Annotated in this window: 21 protein-coding genes; 10 read left to right on the top strand and 11 right to left on the bottom strand. The window is 71.6% G+C overall.

The genetic code is table 11. The features are described from left to right. Nucleotides 1-23: 23 nt before the first annotated feature. Both BBK82_RS50820 and BBK82_RS47970 read right to left on the bottom strand, forming a co-directional pair. A complete protein-coding gene (locus BBK82_RS50820) occupies nt 24-167 on the bottom strand; it encodes a hypothetical protein (RefSeq protein WP_154697640.1) in 144 nt (47 codons plus the stop codon). Nucleotides 168-2,164: 1,997 nt separating this feature from the next. Beyond that, nucleotides 2,165-3,247: a TDT family transporter gene (locus BBK82_RS47970; protein ID WP_237047700.1), complete on the bottom strand. Its 1,083-nt coding sequence runs from the start codon at nt 3,245-3,247 to the stop codon at nt 2,165-2,167. A gap of 70 nt (nt 3,248-3,317) precedes the next feature. Here BBK82_RS47970 and BBK82_RS33040 point away from each other — a divergent pair, with 70 nt between their 5' ends. The 3 genes from BBK82_RS33040 to BBK82_RS33030 are packed head-to-tail and all read left to right on the top strand — an operon-like array spanning nt 3,318 to nt 5,397. Further along, complete coding sequence (locus tag BBK82_RS33040) at nt 3,318-4,247, top strand: LysR family transcriptional regulator (RefSeq protein WP_065918485.1); 930 nt, start codon at nt 3,318-3,320, stop codon at nt 4,245-4,247. Continuing rightward, on the top strand, nt 4,231-4,587 hold the full coding sequence (locus BBK82_RS33035; protein ID WP_065918484.1) for an HNH endonuclease: 357 nt from the start codon (nt 4,231-4,233) through the stop codon (nt 4,585-4,587). The genes BBK82_RS33040 and BBK82_RS33035 overlap by 17 nt, the downstream gene beginning before the upstream one ends. Nucleotides 4,588-4,608: 21 nt before the next feature. After that, nucleotides 4,609-5,397 carry an NmrA family NAD(P)-binding protein gene (locus BBK82_RS33030; protein WP_065918483.1) on the top strand — a complete coding sequence of 263 codons (789 nt, stop codon included), beginning with the start codon at nt 4,609-4,611 and terminating at the stop codon, nt 5,395-5,397. A gap of 360 nt (nt 5,398-5,757) precedes the next feature. Here the strand turns inward: BBK82_RS33030 and BBK82_RS33025 are convergent, their stop codons facing one another. Then, nucleotides 5,758-6,201 carry a hypothetical protein gene (locus BBK82_RS33025; protein WP_154697639.1) on the bottom strand — a complete coding sequence of 148 codons (444 nt, stop codon included), beginning with the start codon at nt 6,199-6,201 and terminating at the stop codon, nt 5,758-5,760. A 126-nt stretch (nt 6,202-6,327) separates the two neighbouring features. Between BBK82_RS33025 and BBK82_RS47965 the strand changes: the two genes are divergently transcribed. Continuing rightward, nucleotides 6,328-7,782 (top strand): BTAD domain-containing putative transcriptional regulator, encoded by a 1,455-nt coding sequence (locus BBK82_RS47965; protein WP_071812721.1) that lies wholly within the window; start codon nt 6,328-6,330, stop codon nt 7,780-7,782. Then, a complete protein-coding gene (locus BBK82_RS51915) occupies nt 7,713-9,041 on the top strand; it encodes a tetratricopeptide repeat protein (RefSeq protein WP_170068003.1) in 1,329 nt (442 codons plus the stop codon). Before BBK82_RS47965 ends, BBK82_RS51915 begins: the two co-directional genes overlap by 70 nt. Here the strand turns inward: BBK82_RS51915 and BBK82_RS33005 are convergent. After that, nucleotides 9,008-9,526, bottom strand: a complete 519-nt coding sequence (locus tag BBK82_RS33005) for a hypothetical protein (protein WP_065918478.1) — start codon at nt 9,524-9,526, stop codon at nt 9,008-9,010. The genes BBK82_RS51915 and BBK82_RS33005 overlap by 34 nt on opposite strands. Before the next feature lie 127 nt (nt 9,527-9,653). On the opposite strand from BBK82_RS33005, the gene BBK82_RS33000 reads away from it, so the two are divergent. Then, on the top strand, nt 9,654-10,196 hold the full coding sequence (locus tag BBK82_RS33000; RefSeq protein ID WP_065918477.1) for a GNAT family N-acetyltransferase: 543 nt from the start codon (nt 9,654-9,656) through the stop codon (nt 10,194-10,196). 69 nt (nt 10,197-10,265) lie between these two features. Here BBK82_RS33000 and BBK82_RS32995 read toward each other — a convergent pair whose 3' ends face one another. The 3 genes from BBK82_RS32995 to BBK82_RS32980 form a co-directional block, all read right to left on the bottom strand. Further along, the gene (locus BBK82_RS32995; RefSeq protein WP_065918476.1) at nt 10,266-11,183 is read right to left on the bottom strand and encodes a COG4315 family predicted lipoprotein; all 918 of its coding nucleotides are present in this window, start codon (nt 11,181-11,183) and stop codon (nt 10,266-10,268) included. 98 nt (nt 11,184-11,281) lie between these two features. Further along, nucleotides 11,282-12,367: a YbfB/YjiJ family MFS transporter gene (locus BBK82_RS54735; protein ID WP_083268305.1), complete on the bottom strand. Its 1,086-nt coding sequence runs from the start codon at nt 12,365-12,367 to the stop codon at nt 11,282-11,284. Further along, on the bottom strand, nt 12,364-12,657 hold the full coding sequence (locus BBK82_RS32980; RefSeq protein WP_065918473.1) for a muconolactone Delta-isomerase: 294 nt from the start codon (nt 12,655-12,657) through the stop codon (nt 12,364-12,366). Before BBK82_RS32980 ends, BBK82_RS54735 begins: the two co-directional genes overlap by 4 nt. A 75-nt stretch (nt 12,658-12,732) precedes the next feature. Between BBK82_RS32980 and BBK82_RS32975 the strand changes: the two genes are divergently transcribed. From BBK82_RS32975 to tsaA, 4 genes are read left to right on the top strand one after another with little or no spacing between them, the layout of a single operon-like run. Beyond that, on the top strand, nt 12,733-13,695 hold the full coding sequence (locus BBK82_RS32975) for a LysR family transcriptional regulator (protein ID WP_065918472.1): 963 nt from the start codon (nt 12,733-12,735) through the stop codon (nt 13,693-13,695). Nucleotides 13,696-13,744: 49 nt separating this feature from the next. Next, nucleotides 13,745-15,532 (top strand): zinc metalloprotease, encoded by a 1,788-nt coding sequence (locus BBK82_RS32970; RefSeq protein WP_154697638.1) that lies wholly within the window; start codon nt 13,745-13,747, stop codon nt 15,530-15,532. Between the two features lie 51 nt (nt 15,533-15,583). Then, complete coding sequence (locus BBK82_RS32965; RefSeq protein ID WP_065921530.1) at nt 15,584-16,963, top strand: protein adenylyltransferase SelO; 1,380 nt, start codon at nt 15,584-15,586, stop codon at nt 16,961-16,963. After that, a complete protein-coding gene (tsaA, locus tag BBK82_RS32960) occupies nt 16,960-17,355 on the top strand; it encodes a tRNA (N6-threonylcarbamoyladenosine(37)-N6)-methyltransferase TrmO (protein ID WP_154697637.1) in 396 nt (131 codons plus the stop codon). Before BBK82_RS32965 ends, tsaA begins: the two co-directional genes overlap by 4 nt. Nucleotides 17,356-17,532: 177 nt before the next feature. Here the strand turns inward: tsaA and BBK82_RS52990 are convergent, their stop codons facing one another. The 4 genes from BBK82_RS52990 to BBK82_RS32940 all read right to left on the bottom strand — a co-directional run bounded on the left by BBK82_RS52990 (nt 17,533) and on the right by BBK82_RS32940 (nt 22,573). Continuing rightward, nucleotides 17,533-18,315 carry an IS630 family transposase gene (locus BBK82_RS52990; RefSeq protein WP_237048453.1) on the bottom strand — a complete coding sequence of 261 codons (783 nt, stop codon included), beginning with the start codon at nt 18,313-18,315 and terminating at the stop codon, nt 17,533-17,535. Further along, nucleotides 18,204-18,674, bottom strand: coding sequence for a helix-turn-helix domain-containing protein (locus BBK82_RS52985; protein ID WP_218920400.1), 471 nt, complete (start codon nt 18,672-18,674; stop codon nt 18,204-18,206). The genes BBK82_RS52990 and BBK82_RS52985 overlap by 112 nt, the downstream gene beginning before the upstream one ends. Nucleotides 18,675-18,763: 89 nt before the next feature. Further along, nucleotides 18,764-21,361: an ABC transporter substrate-binding protein gene (locus BBK82_RS32945; RefSeq protein ID WP_065918470.1), complete on the bottom strand. Its 2,598-nt coding sequence runs from the start codon at nt 21,359-21,361 to the stop codon at nt 18,764-18,766. Between the two features lie 657 nt (nt 21,362-22,018). Further along, the gene (locus BBK82_RS32940; protein WP_065918469.1) at nt 22,019-22,573 is read right to left on the bottom strand and encodes a hemerythrin domain-containing protein; all 555 of its coding nucleotides are present in this window, start codon (nt 22,571-22,573) and stop codon (nt 22,019-22,021) included. Nucleotides 22,574-22,585 lie beyond the last annotated feature (12 nt).

Genomic DNA, 22,585 nt, shown 5'->3' with positions numbered 1-22,585 from the left:
CTGGAGCAGGACCAGCACCGGTGTCACCGCCGGTGCGACCGCGTACCACTCCGGGCCTGCCACAGGCTCCAGCCGGCCGCGGCGGTCAGCACCGCGAGCCGGCCGAGCCGCGCGGGTCCCCGCCACCAGCCGAGCGACGGCGCGACGTTCCGTTCGAGCAGCATCATGGTGCTCACCCCCCGCGAAAAGCCTATGGGGTGCCCGGTGCGCGTCGCGTCGTTCTCGGGTCGCACTCGCGGTGCCGGGCCCGCCGCGCTCACCCCCCGGAGTGACGGCGGCCCCGGCCGTCCCTCCCGCGAGGTACCCGGCTGTCGTGCTCAGCTCCGACGCGACAGCGCGCCTCGGCCGACCACGATCACCGCATGAAGATGTTCGGGGTGGCGTTGCTGGTCCTGACCGCGCCGGTGGTCGAGCCGAGAGCCGTCGAGATCACCGACGTGGTGCAGTCGCGGCAGATCACCGAGATCCGGATGGCACCGGACGGCGAGCACGCCGCCGTCCTCGTCAGCGAACCATCGCTCGCCGACAACACCGTCACGAGCCGCCTGCTGGTCGTGGACGTCGGCACCCCGGCGCGCGCCCGCACGGTCACCACCGTGAAGGGCGTGGTCGAGCGGATGACCAACGTCCGGTGGTCGCCCGACGGCGGCTCGCTCGCGTTCCTGGCCCCGCTCGACGGTGCCGACGAGGTGTGGACGGTGTCGCGGTGGGGCGGGCGGCCGCGCAAGATGTTCCACTCCCCCGCGCCCGCCGTCCGGTTCGGTGGCGTGCACCAGCCGTTCCGGTCCTCGAACGTGCCACCGCACGACGCGAAGGTGCTGGCGTTCGAGTGGAACGGCACCACGGTCGCGTTCACCGCGCCGAAGCCGATGGGCACGAACACCGGCGACGGCGTCCTCCACACCGGCCGCAACTACCTGGAGCTCGTGGCCCGCGAGCACGACGAGGTCCGCAACGCGCTGTGGTTCCACGACATCGCGACCGGGCGGTTCCGGCACGTCGCCGACTCCGTGCAAGGCCCGCTCGCCCAGCCGGGCAAGCCGAAGATGGCGTTCTCCCCGGACGGCAGCAGGCTCGCGTTCGTCGCGCGCGGCTCCCAGCAGCCGACCGACCAGACCGACCGCCTGCACGTGGTCGACGGCGATCGCGTGTCCACCGTGGACACCGGAGCCGCGCGTCCGCTCGACCCGTCGTGGTCACCGGACGGCACCGAGCTGGCCGGCGTCGAAGGCGGTCAGGTCGTGGCGATCCCGGTGGCGGGCGGACCCCGGCGCAAGATCGCGGACCTGCCGACGGGCGTCGCGGCCACGAGAGCCTGGTTCACCGGCAACGGGGTCACGCTCGGGCTGCGCGACGACCGGCACGAGTGGCTGACCGGAGTCACGACGGACGACGACCTGTCGACGTGTGATGTGCACGGCGGCAAAGCCTTGTGCGTCAGGCAGAACGCGAGCACTCCGCCGCGTGTGGCCGCTGTCCGCGGCGATCGGGTGGTCAACGGTTACGACCCGAACCGGTGGGCCGACGATGTGCGCATCCAGACGCCGGTCCCCGCCGAGTGGACCAGCACGTCGGGCCTGAAGGCGACCGGGTACCGGATCGTGCCGCCGCAGTGTGCGCGAAACCCTTGTCCCGCAGTCGTGATCACGCACGGGTACGACGCGCGCAACGAGTTCATGGCCGACCGCAACGAGTGGTCGTTCCCGTCCCAGGTCTACGCGGCACGCGGGTACGTCGTGCTGCTGGTCAACGAACCCAGGACCGGCGCGGCCGACACCGTCGAGGCCAGGAGGATGATGGAGGCGGCGGTCAGGAGCGACGACGTCGACCCGGCCAGGGTCGCCGTGCTCGGCTACAGCCGGGGCGCGCGGGTCGCCGACGAGCTGATGGTCCACTCGACCGCGTTCCAGGTCGCGGTGGCGGGCGACGACGGCACGGCCGAGCTGATGCCGGGCTCACCCGCACCGCTCGCCCAGCGGTTCAACGGGCCGTTGCTGCAGCAGATGGGACCGGCGGCGGGCGTGCTGACCACGCGGATCGACGAGTACCTGCGGTTCGGGTTGAAGGTGCCGACCGAGCTCGTGGTGTTCCCCGACGAGACGCACGTCTTCCACCAGCCGCGGCACCGGGCGGCGGCGATGCGGCAGAACGTCGACTGGGTCGACTACTGGTTGCTCGGCAGGCGCGACCCGGATCCCGCGAAGGCCGCCCAGTACGCGCGTTGGGACGCGATGGTGCGCACGGCCACGGTGCCCCAAGCGAGCACCAGTGCCACGTACAGCACCACGGACACGACGGTGAACATCAGCGAGTGAACCCTCACGGCCAAAGCGCTCGTACCGGTCACCAACGTGCCGAGCGGGAAGACGAAACTCCACCACGTCAACGCGAACGGCAACCCGCGGCGTGCCACGCGCACGGTCGCCGCCGCCGCGATCACCACCCACAGCAGAGCGAACCCCCACGTGGTCGTGCCGTACAGGACGGCGAACGCGTTCTGGCCCGGCAGCACGGCGACACCGGCGAGCAGGTTGGCGGCGGTGATCGACTGGCCGAGCGGGCCGAGCACGATCCACAGCGCCGGCACCGCGTCGCCGGGACCCTGCTGGACGAGCCGCTGCCAGATCTGCGGCACCAGGCACACGGTCGCGAACAGGCTCACGCCGAACAGCGCGTAGCAGATCAGCACCATCGCCTGCTGGAACTGGCCGGGCGGCAGGTGTGCGGCGAGCAGGGCGCCGGACGCGGAGGACACCATCGGCGGCACGACCGGCATCAGCCAGCCCGCGAACGCCGCCTCGCCGCTGCCGAACATCCGCAACGGCACCAGGACCGACGTCACCAGCCCGAGCGCGGTGCCGAGCGTCCACAGCGCCCAGTCGATCGCGAGCGCGGCGGGCAGGCCGATCAGGTCCGCGCCGAGCAGGAGCGTGCCGGTGCCGACCGTCATCAACGCCATCGCCGGCGCGCCCCAGAACTGGGACATCACCGGGTCGCGCAGCTGCGCCCGCACGGTCGCCCATGTCCACGTGCGGAACGCCGCGACCGTGAGGAACACCAGCAGTGCCGCATCGAGGGCCCACACGTAGGTGGCGGCGGTGCGCAGACCGGGAACGTGCAGCGGGAGGGAGGCGGCGGCCGTGGCGACGATGCCGGTGCCCATCACCGAGGCGAAGAGGTTCGGGCCGAAAGGCGCCGCTCGTCGCACCTCGAGGGGCACGGTGTGGTGAGGTGCGAGAGCGGTCACCACCACAAGATGCCGGTCCCCGCGCGGCCTCGGTAGGCACCAATCGCCGATGGAGGCATAGGCTGCCCCTATGCCTCTGCCGCCCAGGGTCACCGACCTCACCAGCTACGAGCTGCTGCTGAGCGTCGCCGAGCTGGGCAGCATCGGCCGTGCCGCGAAGGCCCACGGCATGTCCCAGCCCTCGGCCAGCGAACGCCTCCGCGTGCTCGAGGCCCGCGTCGGCGTGGCGTTGCTCGAACGCACCTCCCGCGGCGCACAGCTCACCACCGCGGGCCAGCTGGTCGCGGGCTGGGCCGCGCCGGTGCTCACGAAGGCCGCCGACCTCGACGCCGGCATCACCAGCCTGCGCGCCGACCGGCAGAGCCACCTCAAGGTCGCCGCGAGCCTCACCGTGGCCGAGTACCTGCTGCCGGCGTGGCTGATCGCGTTGCGCGCGGTCAGCCCGGACACCGCGACCGTGCTCACCGCCGGCAACTCCGTGCACGTCGCCGAACAGGTGCTCGCCGACCGCGCCGACCTCGGTTTCATCGAGAGCACCGACCTCCCCGCCGGCCTCGACAGCCGCGTCGTCGGCCACGACGAGCTCGTCCTCGTCGTCGCCCCCGGCCATCCCTGGTCCCGCCGCCGCAAGATCACCGCCGCCCGCCTGGCCGCCACGCCGCTCATCTCCCGCGAGCCCGGCTCCGGCACCCGCCAGGCCCTGCGGTCGGCGCTGCGCGGGGTGGACCTGGAGATCACCGCCGAGCCGTTGCTGGAGATGTCCTCGACCACCGCGATCAAGGCCGCGGTGATCGGCGGCATCGGCCCCGCCGTGCTCAGCGCCCACGCCGTGGCCGCCGACCTCGCCACCCGCACGCTGGTCAGGGTCGAGGTGGGCGACCTCGACCTGGCACGCGCGCTGCGTGCGGTGTGGACCAGGGGCAGGACACCCCGGGGGCCCGCCTCCGACCTGTTGACCATCGCGATGCGTACGCTTCCCGGTCGTGGCGACCGGCGGTAGCAAACAGGTTCGCGCGGCGCGGAAACGCCGCAAGCGGATGGCGCGCGTCGCCCACGACCTCAGCGATGCGCAGTGGGACGCGTTGCAGGCGTCGTGGGGCGGCTGTGCTTATTGCGGCGCCGTGGCTTCGCTGCAGAAGGACTGCGTGCAGGCGTTGTCGCGCGGCGGCCGTTACACGCTCGGCAACGTCGTACCGGCGTGCGGGTCGTGCAACGCCAGCAAGTGCAACGCCGAGGTCACCGGGTGGCTGCGGCGCAAGAAGCTGGACGAGAAGGCCTTCCTGCTGCGCCACTACGAGATCTCGTCGGCGCTCACGGCCCAGTTCGGGGTAGTTTTGTAAAAAACTATCCGGGGAAAGAAAATGAAGACGGTGGTGGTGACCGGCGCGACCGGCAAGCAGGGCGGCGCGGTCGTGCGGCATCTTGTGGCGAATGGCTGGGACGTGCGCGCGTTGTCCCGCAACGCATCGGCTCACGTTCCCGGCGCGACCGTCGTCGTGGGCGACCAGTCCGACCCCTCGTCCCTGGCGCGCGCGTTCGCCGGTGCGCACGGCGTCTTCAGCGTGCAGCCCGCACCGCACGATCCCCGCTCGCCCGAGGGCTACTCCCCCGCTGTGGAGACTTCGTGGGGCCGCAACGTCGCCGACGCCGCGCTGGCCGCCGGTGTCTCGCACCTGGTGTACGCGTCGCTGGTGGAGGCTTCCGAGCGGACGGGGGTGGCGTCGTTCAACAGCAAGTTCGAGGTGGAGCAGCACATCGCCCGTCTCGGGGTGCCCACGACGGTGTTGCGGCCGACGACGTTCATGGACGGCCTGTACCAGCCGGGGATGACGCGGCTCGTTCACCTGCTGGATCCGGAGGTCCGCTACCACCTGGTCGCAGTGGACGACATCGGTGCGATCACGGCCGCGGTGTTCGCCGCCCCGGACCGGTTCGCCGGGTCGTCGCTGACGCTGGCCGGGGACGTGCTGAGTCCGCTGGAGATCGCCGCGGCGATCGGCGTGCCGTACGAGCGGGTGGTCGTGCAGGACCCGGACCTGCTGAAGGTGTTCAGCGAGGGACGCGAGCCCGACGTCGACATCGCGGCGCTGCGGGCGCTTCACCCAGGGCTGCGGACGTTCACGGAGTTCCTGGCGAAGGCGACGGCCTGACCGGTCGCGACGAGGACGTTGAGCGGCGCGTGCGGTCCACATCCCGGTCGGGCGGCCGCCGCCCAGTACGGCGGCCTCCATCAGCCACGGGAACGCGCCCAGCGACCGACGCGGTGCCCGCGCGGGCACCGGGACGCACGCCACCGCGAGTGCCCCGAGCAGGTCGACGAACAGGGCGAGCCACGTGCCGTCACGCACGACGGCGGCGAGCAAACCGGGCGCAGGCGGGCCACCGCTCACCGGTTGCGCAGCGGCCACCGGTCCCCAGCAGCGGCGACCAACGGCATCACCCCGCGCGTACCGCTCCCGACACCGCCGCCATCGATCGAGCGGGCGTCACCGAGCAGCGAACGGGCGTCGCTAAGCAGCATTGCGGACGGTGGAGTAGCTCTGGTAGAGCGCGTTCCACGCGTCGTTGCACATCTGGTTCAAACGGGTGTCGGCGGTCTGCCCACCTGCGGCGAACCACGGTTCGCACGGCGCGATCTCGCCCAGTTGCCTGCGCACGTCCGCGACGGCGTTGCGGGTCGTGGGTGCGAGCTGGTCGGCCTTCTTCTCGACCTCGCCGATCACCTCGGCCACGTCGGGCATGAGCTTCGCGCAGTTGTCGGCCGGGTCGACGGGTTCGCCGCGCAGCCGCGGGATGCACGCGGTCAGGAGGGTGCCGATGGCGTCGAGGCGCGCGCGCTGGTCGGCCAGCGGTGAGGCGGCCGGGGCGGCGGCGGAGATCGGCGCGATCGTGGGAACGGACGTCTCGGAGCCGCACGCGCTCAGCAGCAGGGCGAGGACGGCGAGGTGACGCATGTTCATAGTTGACGAATTACCACATCTTCTGGCGAATTGGTGTCGGCGGTGTGCCACCGCAGCTATCCTGCCGCGTGCGTCGGTTCCTGTCAGCGCGAACACGCCAAAGGAGGAGCCATCGCCAGGGTGAACGTGCTCGGGCCGCTGGAGGTGTGGCGGGACGGCAGCCGTGTGGGCCTCGGCGGGGTGAAGCAGCGGGCGTTGCTCGCGCACCTCGCGTTGAACGCGAACACCGCCGTCTCTCTCGACCAGATCGTCGAGGTCCTGTGGCCTACGACCAAGCCACGGTCGGTGGTCGCGAACGTCCGTACGTACGTTTGGCAGCTACGGCAGCTCTTAGGCGAATGCCTGCGCACGCACGGCACCGGCTATGTGTTGGCACTCAAGCCCGATGAGCTCGACGCGCTGCAATTCGAGCACCTCGTCAACGAAGCCCGCACCAGCGGCAACGCGCTCGAGCTCCTCGCACAGGCGGAAGCCCTGTGGCGCGGCCGGCCGCTGGAGGACGTGCCGGAGAACGACGCGTGGCAACCCGTGATCGCCCGGCTGGAAGAAGCCCGGCTGGCGGCGACCGAGCAACGGCTGGCGTTGCAGATTGCGCACGGCCAGGCTGACGAGGTCATCGCGGAGATGCGCGCGCTACTCGAAGTGCACCCGTATCGGGAGAGCATCGGCCATCAGCTGATGGTCGCGTTGCAACGCACGAACCGCCGTGTCGAGGCGTTGCAGGTCTACACGGACCTGCGTGAGCGGCTCGCGGAGGAGCTCGGCCTGGAACCGGGCCCGGCGCTCAAGGAAGCCCACCTCGCGGTCTTGCGCGGCGACGCGGACGAACGGGCACCGATCCGGCAACTGCCACCGAGCGTCGCCGACTTCTGCGGGCGGGCCACCGAGATCGCCGGCCTCACCGCCGCGCTCCGCACCACCGGCGGGGTGGCGGTCGCGGGCGTCACCGGCGCACCCGGTGTGGGCAAGTCGGCGCTGGCGGTCCGGGTCGCGCACGAGGTCAGCGCCCACTACCCCGACGGCCAGCTCTACGTCGACCTCGGCGGCACGGCCGAGCAGCCGCGTGATCCGGCGGACGTGCTCACCGAACTGCTGCACGCGCTCGGTGTCACGGCGCCGGGCTGCCGGCGGAGGAGACCGGCCGGGCGGCGTTGTTCCGGTCGCGGCTGGCGGGCGGCGGGTGCTGCTGGTGCTCGACGACGCGGCGTCGGTGCGCCAGGTGCTGCCGCTGCTGCCCGGCGAGGCGGGCTGCGGGGTGCTGTTCACGAGCCGGCGCCGTCTCTCCGAACTGCCCGGTGCGCGCCAGGTGGAGCTGCTGCCGTTCGAACCGGCCGATGCCGCGGCTGCTGGCCGGGATCGCCGGGCGGGACCGGGTCGAGGCCGAACCGGCCGAGGCCGCCGCGATCGCCGAGGCCTGCGGGCACCTGCCGCTCGCGATCAGGGTCGCGGGCGCGCGGCTGGCCGGCCGGGGCGGGTGGCCGCTGCGGGTGTTGCGGGCAAAGCTGGTGGACGAGTCGACGCGGTTGCGCGAGCTGTCCTCCGGTGAGCTGGCGGTGCGGGCGAGCTTCGACCTGAGCGTCCGGCAGCTGCCCGCCGAGGAGGCGGACGCGTTCGTGCGGCTGGCGTTGCTCGGCCCGCACGACTTCCCCGGCTGGGTGGTCGACGCCCTGCTCGACCGGCCGGACGGCGAGCACCTGCTCGACGGCCTGGTCGACGCGAACCTGCTGGAGGCGTGCGGCACCGACGGCATCGGTCAGCCGCGCTACCGGTTGCACGACCTGTTGCGCTGCCACGCCCTGGAGCTCGCCGAAGCACTCCTGGACCGGGCCGGGACCCTCGAACGCACGCTGCGGACCTGGCTGTGGCTCGCGGTCACCGCGGCGCGCCGGCTGCCGGTCACGTTCGGCACGACCATCGCCGGGGTTGCGCCGATGCCGGCACCGGAACACCTGCTGGCCGAGCCGGTGGCGTGGTTCGAGGCGGAACGGCGGACGTTGTGCGGCGTGGTCGACCTGGCCGCGGCGGCCGGGCTGGCCGACGTGGCGTGGCAGCTGGCGGCGGCCTGTGTGCCGTTCTTCGACCTGCACAGCCACTACGAGGACTGGGCCAGGACCCATCAGCGGGCACTTGCGGTGACCCGTGACAAGGCGGGCCGGGCGGCGTTGCTGCGGGGCATCGGGCAGGTGCACATCTACCGCGACGAGTTCGCCGACGCCGAACGCGAGATGCTCGCGGCGCGGGAGCTCTACCGTGAAGTCGGAGATCCGCGCGGTGAGGGCATCGCGATCGCGGGCGTGGGCACGGTCTGCCGGCTGCGAGCGGAGTACGACGGCGCGATGGCGTGCTACCTGGAAGCGCTGGAACGCCTGGAAACCGGCGGCGACCTGCACTCCGTGGCGCTCATCCGGGCGTCGATCGGCGGCGTGCACGGCTCACTCGGCGACCAGGAGTCGTCCCGCGCGTGGCTGACGAGCGGACGCCGGCTCGCGGCGGACCTCGGTGACTCGCACCGGGAAGCGCTCGTGCTGGTGCGGCTCGCCGCTCTGCACCGCACCCTCGGCGAGCACAACGCCGAGCTCGTGTCCGCGCGCAGGGCCGTGGCGATCCTGCAGGAGCTGACCGACGAGCGGTGCACGGCGTTCGCCCAGGTGGAACTGGCGGAGGCGTTGCTCTCGAACGGCTGCCCGGAGGCCGCGCACGACCTGGTGCAGCAGGCGCTGGAGACCTACCGCCGCACCGGCAACCGCGAGGGCGAACCCGCCGCGCTGCGCACGCTGGCGCGCGCGGCGGGTGCACTCGATCAGTTGCTGTTGCCGGGCTTCCAGCCGAGGTAGTTGCTGAAGTAGCCGACCGAACCGGCGTGGCCGATCTTGCCGCCGACGCTGGTCGACCAGAAGCCGCCGTTGCCGTCCGCGATGCCGACGTGGCCGTACTGGCTGATGTTCCAGAAGACGAACGCGCCCCTGGGCGGCGTGCCCGTGGTGCGGCGGGTGCCGTCGGAGGACCGCCAGTGCGCGATCGCCGAGGCGTGGTGGGTGCTGCGGTTCCACGCCAGCCGGACGGCGCGCTCGCAGTAGCCCTCGTAGGCGGTGCTGCCACGACGGTCCGACATCCACCTGATGGCGCCGGCCGCCGTCTGCTGGACGCTGACGTCGCCCTCGACCGCCTGCACGGAGGCGGTGTCCTCCAGCCACGGCGCCGCGACCTCGACCGCGCTGCCGCCGGTGTACTGCTCGGTGGCGCCCGCCGGAGCGGCCGTGCTGATCAGCGCCGCGCCGAGCACGCCGACGACCGCAGCCGTCATTTTGGTGAACCGCATTGGAGCATCCCCTCTTCGCCTGACCTGCTGTCTCGCGGTGGGAGCTTCTCGGTGGCACATCCACGGCTGATACATCGCGGATACAAAACGGGTTGCCGTCCCCGGCCGCCGTTTTGATCATGGACGGATGGACACCAGCCCTCTCCTGCGCTCGTCCCGCGTCCGACTGGCCGCGATCTCCGACGACGACCTGCCGGTGATCGCGCCGTGGTGGTCCGACGCGGAGTTCGCGCGGCTGGCCTCGGACGACCCGGTCCTGCCCCAGCGCGTCGACGAGCTGAGAAACTGGTTCCTGTCCACGGACCGCTGGCGCATCACCACCGGCATCCGGCTCACCGACGACGACACCCTGATCGGCTTCCTCAAGCTGACGGTGACCAGCTGGCCGCACCGCCACGGCGAGATCGGCCTCGGCATCGGCGAGCCGGAACACCGGGGCCGTGGCTACGGCACCGAGGCCGTGCGGCTGGGCATCGACTGCGCGTTCCGCGAGCTCAACCTGCACCGCCTGCAGCTCACCGTCTTCAGCTACAACACCAGCGCGATCCGCATGTACGAACGCCTCGGTTTCACCCACGAGGGCACTCTGCGCGAGTCGCTGCGCCGCGACGGCACCTGGCACGACACCCTGCAGTTCGGCCTGCTCGCCCGCGACTGGTCCTCGTCCTGATCCACCGCGAACGCACGCGGGGACCTTTCGCACCGTGTGCCGGTGCGAAAGGTCCCCGCGTGCGGCAGGTCAGGCGCGGATGTAGGACTTGGCGCCGGCCGGGAAGCCGAGCTCGGCGGTGTCGCGGACGTCGTCGGAGACGACGGCGGACTTGCCCTTGCAGCCCGGCTCCGACCAGATCTTCACGGCGCCGTCGGTGGTCAGCGACTGGAAGCCGCCGCGCAGGTCGGCGCACTTGGCGTCGACGCGGACGCCGGTGGCGAAGTTGTCGCCGCTGAAGTCGTCGAAGTTCTTGCCGGTGAAGAAGGTGACCGAGCCGGCGGGCTTGCCGGTGGCGGGCGGCGCGGGCTGGGTGGTCGGTGCGGGGGTGGGGGCGGTGGCGCGCTTGCCCTCGGGGTTGATCACGAACCACTTGTTGCCGACGTTCTGGCCCTTGATGTCGCCGGGCTTCTCGTCCTTGGCGAACAGGTAGACCGGGCGACCGCCGATGCTGACCTGGGTGCGGCCGTCCTGGCGCTTGACGAACCCGATGTTCTCCCGCTTGATGCCGGGGAAGAACAGCTTCGTGCCCTTGGTGACGGTGATCGGCGGCCACTGCTTCTCGCAGTCGCCGTTGCAGTTCGACACGCCACCGTTCACCGGGTCGTCGCTGAACCAGTAAACGGTCCTGCCGTTGCCGTTCACGACCGCGGGCTCAAGGCCACCCGCATTCGCGACGCGCAGTTCCACCCATTTCGTCTTGATTTCCGGGGCGGCGTTCTCCGGGGCGCGGTCACCGGTGTTCTTGTCCGCCTTGTTGGAGTTCGCCGAGCCGCGCAGGAAGTCCACACCGGACTCATCAGCCGAAGCTTCCTGCTGCTGCGCCTGGGTTTCCGCCTGCGGTTGCTCCTGGGACGGCGCCGCGATACCGGCGGTGGAACACGCGGTCAGGGCGACCGCGCCGGCCGCGAAAAGGGCAGCGAAAATCCCGGCTTGCTTACGACGCATTTGTTTCTCTCACTCCTGAGTTGAACTTGCTCGCCTGTTGTCAGCAATCACGGACAGGCGTGCGAATCGGTTCAACGGGTCCGGTTGTGAGAGCGCGATCACACCGCGGCGGCGAGCACGGTGGCGGCACCGAACGGCATCGCGGCCCGGTAGTCGTGGCTGAGCAGCGGCGTTGCCAGGAGCGGGCCGGCGACCTGGTCGGCGGAGTACCCGGCGGTCAGCAGGGCGGCGGCGTTCGGGTGCCGGGTGGCGCCGAGGTTCAGCGCGGTGGTGGCGATGCCCAGGAAGGTCGCGCCGAACAGGACGAACGCGACGATCGTGGCGACCGGGGCCGTGCTGACCGCGGGCAGGGCGATGCCGGCCGCCTGGAGCAGGAGGGCACCGACCAGGGCGCGGCGCTGGTCGAGACGGGTGAGCAGGAACGGGGACGCGGCGGCGGCCAGGCCGGTCAGGACCCACGCGGTGCTGCCCAGAGGTCCGGCGGCGGCGACCAGGAACGTCCCGGCGACGATGTAGCCGACGCCTTCGAGGGTGTAGCCGACGAACAGCCCCGCGAACGAGCCCCGGCCCGTTCCCGCGCGAGGCCGCGGCACCGGGCGCAGCGGCCACGCGATGGCGGTGAGCAGCGCGGACGCGACTGCGGCGAGCCACCACGAGGCTTGCCAGTGGTCATCGAGCAGCACGAGCACGCCGGACAGCGCGATGCCCGCGCCGACGCCGCTCATGCCCCAACCGGGGCGGGTGCTGACGGCGAGCACGAAGATCAGCGCTGGCCGCGCCCGCGACGAACCGCAGCACGAACCACGCCACGAGGACCTGGGGCATCGGCGACGACGCCGCGTGGGGCACGGCGGCGACCAGCGACGCGGCACCGGCGGAGGGCACGGCAGCGACGGCGGAGGGCACGGCGGTAGGCGCGGCAGCGACGGTGGCCACCAGCGGCATCCCGGCCAGCGACGCAGTGAGCAGCACCAACGCCACCCGGTGCACCGCCGCGAGTGCACCGGCACGACCGCCGTCGCCACCGCCCCGGCGAAGTACCCCAGGTAGTTCGCGGTCGCCAGCCCCGCCCCCGCCGACGCGCTCAACCCGGCCTGGGCGCTCATCAGCGGCAGGACCGGCGTGAAGACGAACCGCCCGATGCCCATGCCCGCCGCCAGTGCCGCGGCGGCGCGGGCGCTCATCGGTCGCCGGGGTCGTTCGGGTGTGGCCCGACGGCGGTCACGGTGAACCTCATCCACGGGCTCAGCGGGAGCGTGCCGAGCACGGTGGTGTGCAGGTCCTCCTCGTCCTCGGCCCGCCACAGCCCGATGCTGCGCAGCTCACCCACCGGCCGCCACAACCGGACGAGGTGACCGGCCGACGCCAACTCCTCCGCCCGCACGGCTTCCGCAGCCCGCAACGCGTCCACTTCGGACTGCGGCATGTCGTCGGGGAAGGTGGTCACGATCTCGACGATGAACTCTCTGGTCATGCACCCAGAGTGCGTCCGCCGGCGGGCAGTCTCCACGACCGGATGACTCATTGGTGGAAGGCGCAGCCTCCTACGATGAGGGGCGTGGAGCTGCGTCAACTCAGGTACTTCGTGACCGTCGCCGAAGAGCTGCACTTCGGCCGGGCCGCGGCGCGCCTGCTGATCGCGGGGCCGTCGTTGTCGCAGCAGATCAAGGCGCTCGAACGGTCGCTGGGCGTGCCGTTGTTCGACCGCGACCGCCGGACGGTGGCGCTGACCGCGGCCGGGGCGGCGTTGCTGCCGGAGGTCCGCGCGTTGCTCGACCGGGCCGACGAGCTGCGCAAACAGGCCCAGCAGCTGTCCGGGTCGTCGCCGGTGCGGATCGGGTACGTGAACTGGCTGCCGCCGGACCTCTCGCTGCGCACGGCCGGGGTCGCACCGCTCTACGTCGACGCCTGGGTGGTGCCCTCGCACGCGCAGGCCGCGCGGGTCGCCGACGGCAGCCTCGACCTCGCGGTGTGCTGGGTGCGCGGAGCCGACCTCGACCGCCTCGGGCTCGCCGCCGACCTGCTCGGGGCCGACCGGCTCTACGCGGTCTCCCCCGGCACGGACACGAGTCCGGTGCGCGCACGGGACATCGCCGTGCTGGTGGACGACGACGTGACGTCCTGGCAGTCGTGGAACGAGTACGCCGAGGAGCTCGCCGGGTTCTCCGGCGCGCGGGTCGTGCGGATCAACAACGGCGCGGTCACCGGGCCCGCGTTCTTCGACCACGTCCGCCGCTGCGTCACGCCGGTGCTGAACTCGCCGAAGGGCCAGACCACGCCGCTGCCGCCCGACCTGGTGGCCAGGCCGGTGGTCGAGCCGGAGGTGCTGTGGACGTGGTCGCTGGTGCGGCGCGCCGACGAGGTGCGGCCGAGCGTGCTGGCCGCGGCCGAGGCGATCGCGCGGGAGGTGGGTGACCTCGGGCTGCACCGGTCGGGGGTGTGGTTGCCCGCCGACGACCCGTGGCGCGCGACTCGATCGGTTCCGAGCGTGTCGCCACCGGAGCGCGCGTAACGGTTCCCGGTGGCGGGCGAGTTCCTCCGTGACCGCCGAGGAGGCCGCCATGATCCTGATCATCCCGGTGAGGTACGCGCAGGAAGACCCCGTGTGGTCGCGCGAGCTGTTCGTGAACTGGATGCAGCCGCTGCGCCCGTTCAGCCTGGGCCACTACTGGACGCTGTCCTCGCGCGGCTTCCTCGACGTCAGCAGCGACGTCCTCGACCCGGTCGTCATCACGAACCCGGTCCCGGTGTCGAACGAGGCGCGCGACGGCCTGCACAGGAAGGTCGTCGCGGCGGCGACCGAGCAGCGCGCCCCGAAGTGGGCGGACGTCGACCTGATCATCATCTGGTTCGCGCGCCCCACCGGCTGGTGGGGTGGTTCCGAGGTCGCCGTCCCGGTCGGCGGCGACACCAGGAACGTCAGGGTGACGGTGGTCGACTCGGTCACCCCGTTCGACGCCGCCTGCCAGGAGCTCGGCCACGGCCTCGGCTTCCTGCACGAGTGGGCCGCCGACGACTCCGACTACGGCTCGCCGTACTCGACGATGAGCGCGCAGAAGTACGGCACCTCGGTCTGGCAGGACCCCGCGTGGGTGCGCGAGCCGATCGCCGGGCTGCCCGACGCGGAGAAGGTCGGGCGGACCATCGGCCCGTTGCTGCCCGCCGCGCAGATGTACGGGGTGCAGGCGTTCCGCGACAGCGCCCACGTCGTGCACCAGCGCGGTTTCCCGTTCACGCACCGCCTCTACGCACTCGACTACCAGCTGCGCGAACCCGAGGGACCGCTGCCGGTGGTGATCGCGGTGCCGTCGAACCGGCGCGACGGCCGGATGTTCTTCCTGGAACTGCGGCGCCGCAACAGGACCAGCTACGACAACGGCATCGGCCAGTGGAAGGACACCGTCGGCGGCCCGAAGCACGTCGGGCCGGACGAGGCCGTCGTCGTGCACTCGCGCGACCTGGAGACCGGCCGGGTCCGCTACGAGGGCACGGCGCCGCTGCACCTGGTGAGGCTCCAGCCCGACTGGCCGTTCCCGGTGGGCGACTTCACCGTGCGGGTCACCCACGTCGACACCGCGAAGGAGTTCGTGGACGTCGAGGTGCGCGCCGGGTCGATCAAGTCGTTCCCGATCCGCGGCGTGCTGCTGGCCGGCCGGTTCCGCACGCAGGAGCAGCTGAACGCGATGTCCCGCGACGACATGCGCAACACGTTGATCGTGGAGATGACCGCGCACAGCAACCAGAACGACTACCAGCGCTACGACAACGACACGTTGGCGGGCATGGGCGCGTTGATGGTGTTCCTGCGCCGCACCGGCATCCGCGACGACGTGGCGCTGGCCGCGATGAGCGCCGACGACCAGCGCAACACCGCCATCGTGGAGCTGAACGCCCAGACCGGCGCCGGGCGGGAGCTGCAGGGCCGCACCAGCCTGGAGCTCGCCCAGATCGCACTGGGCCGCGTCGCCTCACCCGGCCACGTGCCCGGGGTGGCCGACCACTGGGTGCGCGGGGTGCTGCTGCTCGGCGGTTTCCGGACCCAGCACCAGCTCAACGCCATGTCCAACGAGGACATGCGCAACACGTTGATCGTCGTGATGACCTCTTTGAGCAACCAGAACAACTACCAGGGCTACAACAACCTGGAGCTCGCCGGGGTCGGCGCGGTGATGGTGTTCCTGCGCGAGACCGGGGTGCGCGACGACGCGGCGCTGCAGCAGATGAGCGCGGACGACCAGCGCAACACGGCGATCGTGGTGCTGGACGCGCAGACGGGACGGGGACAGCGGCTGCAGGGGCTGAGCAACCTCGATCTGGTGAAGATCGCGCTGGGGGTCGAGCGGGTGTAGCGCGGCAGGCGTGGACCACGTCGTGCCGGGCACCCCCGTACCGTGAACGACGTGAGCACCATTCTCGGCACCCAGTTCGCCACCGCCGTCCCCGAGATGGCCGTCGCCTGGGAGGCGGCCGAGGTCCCCGACCCGACCCTGCTCGCCCTGAACGAGCCGCTGGCGCGTGAGCTCGGCCTCGACCCGGCCTGGCTGTGCGCCGACGGCCTGGGGTTCCTGACCGGGAACGGCATGCCCGGCGTCGCGCAGGCCTACGCGGGGCACCAGTTCGGCGGCTACTCCCCCAGGCTGGGCGACGGCCGCGCGTTGCTGCTCGGCGAGATCGAGCTCGGCGGCCGGCTGCGCGACCTGCACCTCAAGGGCTCCGGCCGGACCCCGTTCGCCCGCGGCGGCGACGGGCTCGCGGCGATCGGCCCGATGCTGCGCGAGTACGTGGTCAGCGAGGCGATGCACGCGCTCGGCGTCCCGACGACCAGGTCGTTGGCGGTCGTCGCGACCGGAGCGACGGTGCACCGCGAGACGCCGCTGCCGGGTGCGGTGCTGGCGCGGGTCGCGGCGAGCCACCTGCGGGTCGGCAGCTTCCAGTACGCGCGCAACACCGGTGATCTCGACCTGCTCAGGCGCCTGGCGGACCACGCGATCGACCGCCACTACCCCGGATTGGACCACTTGCAGTTCTACCGGGCCGTGGTGCACCAGCAGACGGAGCTCGTCGCGCAGTGGATGCACATCGGGTTCATCCACGGCGTGATGAACACGGACAACATGACGATCTCGGGCGAGACGATCGACTACGGGCCGTGTGCGTTCATGGAGGCGTACGACCCGGCGACGGTCTACAGCTCGATCGACCACCGCGGCCGTTACCGGTATGGCAACCAGCCGGGCATCGCCCAGTGGAACCTGGCGCGCTTGGCGGAGGCGTTGCTGCCGCTGTTCGACGACGACGAGGAGCGGGCGGTCGAGAAGGCGCTCGCGGTGCTGGAGGAGTTCGAGGCGCGCTACCTGGCCGCGTTCCAGGAGGGCATGCGGGCCAAGCTCGGCGGCGTCGGCGACGAGCAGCTGGTGCAGGACCTGCTCAAGCTCTTGCACGAGAACCACGTCGACTACACGTTGTTCTTCCGTCAGCTCGCCGTGGGCAACCCGCGCGACCTCGTGCTGGACCTCGCGGGCATCGACGCGTGGCTGGCGCGGTGGAACGCGCTGGGACCCGACCGGCAGGCGATGGCCGGGGTCAACCCGGTCTACGTGCCGCGCAACCACCTCGTGGAGGAGGCGCTGACGGCGGCGACCGCCGGTGACCTCGGACCGTTCGAGCGGCTGCTGGACGCGGTGCGCCGGCCCTACGACGAGCGCGAAGGCCTGGAGCGGTACGCGGAACCGGCCCCGCGCGACTTCAGCGCGAGCTACCAGACATTCTGTGGCACATGAACCTGTTCCCGATCGGGCACGTCGAGTCACCGCTCACCGACCGCTCCTCCGCGCCCAAGCAGGGTGACGAGGGCGCGCCGGACGCGTGGGTCGTCGTCGTGCCCCAGTACGCGCGGGCCATGGCGGAACTGCAGGCAGGACAGGAGGTTCTGCTGCTGACCTGGCTCGACCGGGCGGACCGCGCGGTGCTCGCCGTGCACCCGCGCGACGACCAGGACCGGCCGGAGACCGGCGTGTTCTCCACGCGGTCGCCGGACCGGCCGAACCCGATCGGCCTGCACCGGGTGCGGATCATCGCGGTGGAGGGCCAGAAGTTCCAGGTCAGCGGGCTGGAGGCGATCGACGGCACGCCGGTGGTCGACGTGAAGCCGGTGCTCGCGGGCGAACGCTAGTGGCGCGACTCGGAACGTCGGCGAGGTGATCCACGCTCAGCAGGGCACCTCGCGGCGCCGCCCCCACGCCCCCATGCGGTCCAGTATGAGGACGTGGGGGCGACACCACGATGCACCCGTCTGACCGCGAATTCCCCCGGCAACGTTCCGAGCCACACCACTAGTAGACCGTCGCTTCTAACCTTTGGGGTAGAGGTGGCGGAGTCGGGTGCGGGCGTCGTGAGTGGTGAACTGCCAGTCGACGCCGCGCTGGTTGGTGTTGGTGGCGTGTTGCCAGGCGGCGAGTTCGGTGTTGAGGGTGTCGAGGTCGCTGATGCGGCGGTCGAGGCACTGGCGGCTGAGTGCGGAGAGTTCGATCTCGGCGATGTTGAGCCAGGATCCGTGTTTGGGGGTGTGGTGGATTTCCAGGCGCTGGGCCAGGGCGAAGGCCTCGGCGGGCGGGAAGGCGTCGTAGAGCGAGGCGATGGTGTGGGTGTTGAGGTTGTCCATGACCAGCACCACGGTCCCGGCGTCGGGGTAGTCGACGGTCAGGAGTTGTTTGACCTGCCCGGCCCAGTCGAGTTTGGTCCGCTGGGCCAGGGCGTGGACACGCCGCCAGCCGCGCAGGGGGTCGGTGAACACGAAGATCGAGCAGGTGCCGCGCCGGACGTATTCGCTGTCCTGGCGGGCATCGCGGCCCGGCCGGGCCGGCAGCGGGTCGCGGACCTCGCCGAGGAACTGGAAGGGTTTCTCGTCCATGCACACGACCGGGCGGGCGGGATCGTACGGGCGGGCGTAGACGGCGAGGACGTCTTCCATGCGGGCGGCGAACTCCGCGTTCGCCCGCGGCGGGATGGTCCAGCACTTCCTCAGATGAGGACGCAGTTCCGTTTTTTCAACACCCGGCCGATGGTCGAGTGGTCCAGGTTCGGGATGTCCTCGGTGAGCTCGACGTGTTTCTCCAGCAGCCGCAACGACCACCGCGCATGCCCCGCCGGCGGTGCCGAGCACGTCAGCGCGATCAGCCGGGCCTCGACCTCCCCGGTCACCGACGACGGCACCGGCGGAAGAGCACGCTTCTTGCGCGAGATCGTGGCCAGCACATCATCGCCGGTCTCGGCGAACCGCCTGGCGACCAGCCGCAGCGTCTCGCCCGACACCCCGAGCCGGGCCGCGATCACCTCTTTCGGGTCGACCTCGCCCACTGAGGTGTCCAGCGCGAGCAGCACCCGCGCCCGCATGATCGACGACGCCGGATGCACACCTGTCGTGGTCCACCGGATCAGCTCTTCACGATCCCTCGCCGACAACGTGACCGGCCGTTTCAACTGGGAGGCCATGACCCAACAGCCTCCCAGTCACATACATCAAAACTAAGCAGCGACACGCTACTAGCTGCGGTGGCCCGGCCTTGGCCGGGCCACTCCGGTCAGAGATCGCGCGGGCACTCCCCGTCCGGCGCCAAGCTCGCCGCCAGCTCGCCCCGGAACGGCAGCTCACCGCACAGCAGCCGGGGCGTCGAGGTCCTGTCGGTGTTGGCGCGCAACACGAGCACGGCCTTGTCCACCGGCAGCCGGGTGGCGGCGCCGAAGCCGATCTTGCCGGTGGCGCCCTGGATCGCGTTGTCCGGGCGGATGCTGCCGATTCCCGCCAGCAGGCCTTCCCGCACCCGCGCGCCGGGGTCGGTGCGGCGGACCTGCCGGATGCCCTCGGCCAGCACCTGCACGGCGTCGTAGGAGGCGGCCGAGCGGCCGTCGCCGAGCTGCTGGCAGGACTGGCCGAACACGTCGAGGTAGTTCTTGTAGAACGGCACCTTCGCGCAGTCCGACCAGGCGGCCGGGCTCGCGAACGACAGGTAGTCCAGCTGCACGTTGGGGAACTGCGCCATCGTGCCCTCCAGGATGAACCGGGTCGACGAGTCGCTCGCGAGCACCGGCGGGGTGTTGCCCGCGCACTTGCTGTTCATGCCGCGCAGGAACTCCGCGAGGAACTGGGCGCGGCCCGCGTAGAAGACGGCGTACCCCGGCTTCTCCGCCGGCGGGCACGCGCCCTGGCCGAGGCTCGCCGGTGCCAGGCCCTCGTCGTCGTTGGCGACCCGGTAGGACCTGTACTGGTCGACCGCGATGCCCAGCAGCGCGAACGCCGTCTTCGCGTCGTCGGCGAGGTTCTGGCTGTAGCGGTCGCCGGGGTCGCCGGAGTAGAAGATCGCCACGTTCGACACGCCCAGCCTGCGCTTGGCGTAGAAGGCGGCCACCGCCGCTTCACGCAGGTTGTTGGGGCCGATCTGGTAGTAGTACTCGTTGATCGTCGCCATGTCGTCGGCGGAGGTCAGCGTGCCGATCACCGGCAACGCGTTGCTGCCCAGCCGTTTCACCACGGACTTGGCGGTGTCGGTGCTGATCGACAGCCCGGTCACGGCGACCACGCCGCGGTCGCGCGCGGCAAGTTCGATGATCTTGTCCGCCGCCAGGTCACCGGAGGCCAGGCCACGGCCGCCGGGGCCCTCGCCGCCGTTGGCCAGCAACATCTTGATGGGCACGTCGCTGATCTTCTGCGCCACCCACACGCCGCGCAGCTCCTCGACGAGCGCCGCGTAGCTGTTGGCGGTGCTGGGGGTCAGCACGCTGAGGAACACGATGGTGATCGCGTCCGGCCGGGCCGCCGCCCTGTCGTTCTCGGCCATGATGCGGCCGTAGACGTCCTGCAGCGCCGGTCGCACCTCGACCGGCACGGACGGTGGCATGAAGTGCCGCAACGGCTCCGCCGACACACCGATGCACTCCTCGCCGACCCGTTCCAGCGGCGTGCTCAACGACGGCGACCACCACGACTCGCAGCGGGCGTGGTTGACGAACGGCACGGCGGCCACCGAGACCGCCAGCAGCGCCATCACGAGCGGTGCGGCCAGCGCCCGGCGCAGCCGCATGGGTCTGAGCTCCGACAGCTTCCCGACCACGCCGTGCGCCGGCGCGCTCGCGTCGGTCTGCAGCGCCAGCACCCAGTTCCCCGACTGGGCGAGCCTGCCGAGCCACGTCCGGTAGCCGGCCGCCGCGTCCGCCGCGTGCGTCTTCGGCACCTCGCCGGACTCACCGGCGGCGATCACCAGCAGCGGATCGGGACGGCTCAACGGGTTCGCGCGCCACGACTGTCTGACGTGGACGGTGTTGCGGGCCTTGCCGATCGCGTCCAGCAGCCACCGGCCGGTGTTCCCCTCGGCGACGTCGTCCACCAGCAGCCACGGGTACCCGGTGCGCCGCCGGCCCGTTCCCCACACCGACCACCGCCGGTGCGAGCGCCGCAGGTCTTCCAGGAACGCGCGCACCAGCAGGTCGCCGACCTCCTCCGGGTACCGCTCGGCCGGCTTCTCCTTCAGGAACGCACGCGCCAGCCGGTAGAGCCCGCGCCGCGACTTCCCGCCGAACTCCTGGTCCCCCACCCAGTTCGCCGGCCGCCACAGCAACGCGGTCAGCGCGAGCCCCAACCGCGGCGCGAGCGTGATGACCACCCGGATCCACCACGGGAAGTCCTGCGCGAGGTCCTGCGCCCCGTCCGGCCCGGTGGTCATCCGCAACCGCCCGCGCACGTGCGCCCGGAACTCGCGGGCGATGAACCGCTCCTCGTCCTCGGCGTCGACGTCACCGGGCAACGTCAGCTCCAGCAACCACACCACGAGCGCGTAGTGCGGGAACCTCAGCCGCGCCACACCAGGCACCTTGCCGGCGAGCTGCCCGATCGCGTCCTCGATGATCCCGCGCGCCGACTCGTGCGTCCCCGGCCCGGCCCCGTCGACCCGCGCACACGCGACCCGCGTGCCCAGCGCCGTCTCCGGCCGGCTCGCGAGCGGTTCGAGCGGGCTGTCCGCACCGGGAGGCCTGCGCAGGAACACGATCGGCAGCGGCACCTCCCGCGCGGGCCAGCGCTGCCGCCGCGACAGCCGGTCCAGCAACGCGACCAGCTCGACCGCGCCGTGGAAGTGCAGGCCGCTGGTCTGTTCCTCGCTGACGAACCAGTCCTTCGCCGTGACCATCGCCGCCCTCCCCCGCTTCAGCTGGACCCGAACAAGACTAGGGTTCAGCGGGTTGTCGGACGGGGCGTTTCGATCATTAGCCGAAAGCGGCGAGATTCGCGGTGGCCGCGAATTGCGCTGGAGCGAACGGCCGCAAGCGAGGTGGACCCGGTCCTGCGAGCGAAGGCCGGGCGGGTGATGACCGGGAGCGCTGAGCCACCCCGGCGACCGGGTGGGTCAGGCGGCCCTGCGCCTGGCCGGACGTGCTCCCGCCCGCGCCGCACCACGACGCTTGACCGGACGCCGCATCGGCACGACGACACCGCGGCAGAGAACCCGGCCCTGACCGTCCACAACGGACTTGGGGTCCGGCGTCGGCGGAACGGGTCGGGGTCCGGGCCGGGCGGCGCGGCTGGTCCGGGCCCGGCCCACCGGGAAGGGCTGGGACGGCTGCGGCTGGTCGGGCCCGGCTGCGTCGGCTCCGGCTGCGGTGGCACGGGCTGGCTGGCGGCGGGCACGCCGGCGGAGGGCTGGGTCATGAGGACGGGATACCCAGAACCGCGCGGATCTCACCTCCTACCGTCCGGCCGGAAGTCGCCGCCACACCGAACAGCCGGAAGCCGGGCCGCGCGAACGCGACCCGGCTTCCCGGCAACGGTCTTCACAGCAGTCGAACTGTCAGGAGCCGGCCTTCTGGAGCTCCCGCTTCAGCTCTTCCTTGCTCATGCTCGCGGCGCCGCTCACCCCGAGGTTCTTCGCCTGCGTCAGCAGCTCCTCGCGGGTCGCCTGCCCCGGCATCTCACCGAGGTGCTCGGCGCGCGACCGGGCGAACGCCTCGCCCAGCTCGTAGCGGCGCTCGGCGCTCAGGCGCTTGCGCATGCCGGGCAGGACGGTCTTCTCCTCCTCTTCCACGTGGTGGGTGATGGAGTCGATGACCTTCTGCAGCATCTGGTCGTACTGCGGGGAGTCCATCTCGGCGTCGAGCAGCTTCGCGAGCAGCCGCTCGGCCTCGGCGTGCTCCTCCTGGCTGTGCTCGACCTCGTCGCTCTCGCCAGCTTCCTCCATCGCCACGGGATACACCTCGGCTTCCTCGGCCCGGCTGTGCGCGACGAGCAGTCCACACAGGACGGGCGTGAGCAGTGGTCGCTTCTCCGGGTGGTTCTTGAGCTCGTCGAACAGGCGCTCGACCTCGCGGTGGTCCTGCATGATCAGGTCGACGACGTCGTACTGCACGGTGTTCTCCTT

Source organism: Lentzea guizhouensis, assembly GCF_001701025.1.
Lineage (GTDB): Bacteria > Actinomycetota > Actinomycetes > Mycobacteriales > Pseudonocardiaceae > Lentzea > Lentzea guizhouensis.
Note: the sequence above shows the minus strand (reverse complement) of the source record. Positions and strands in the feature narration are given on the sequence as shown.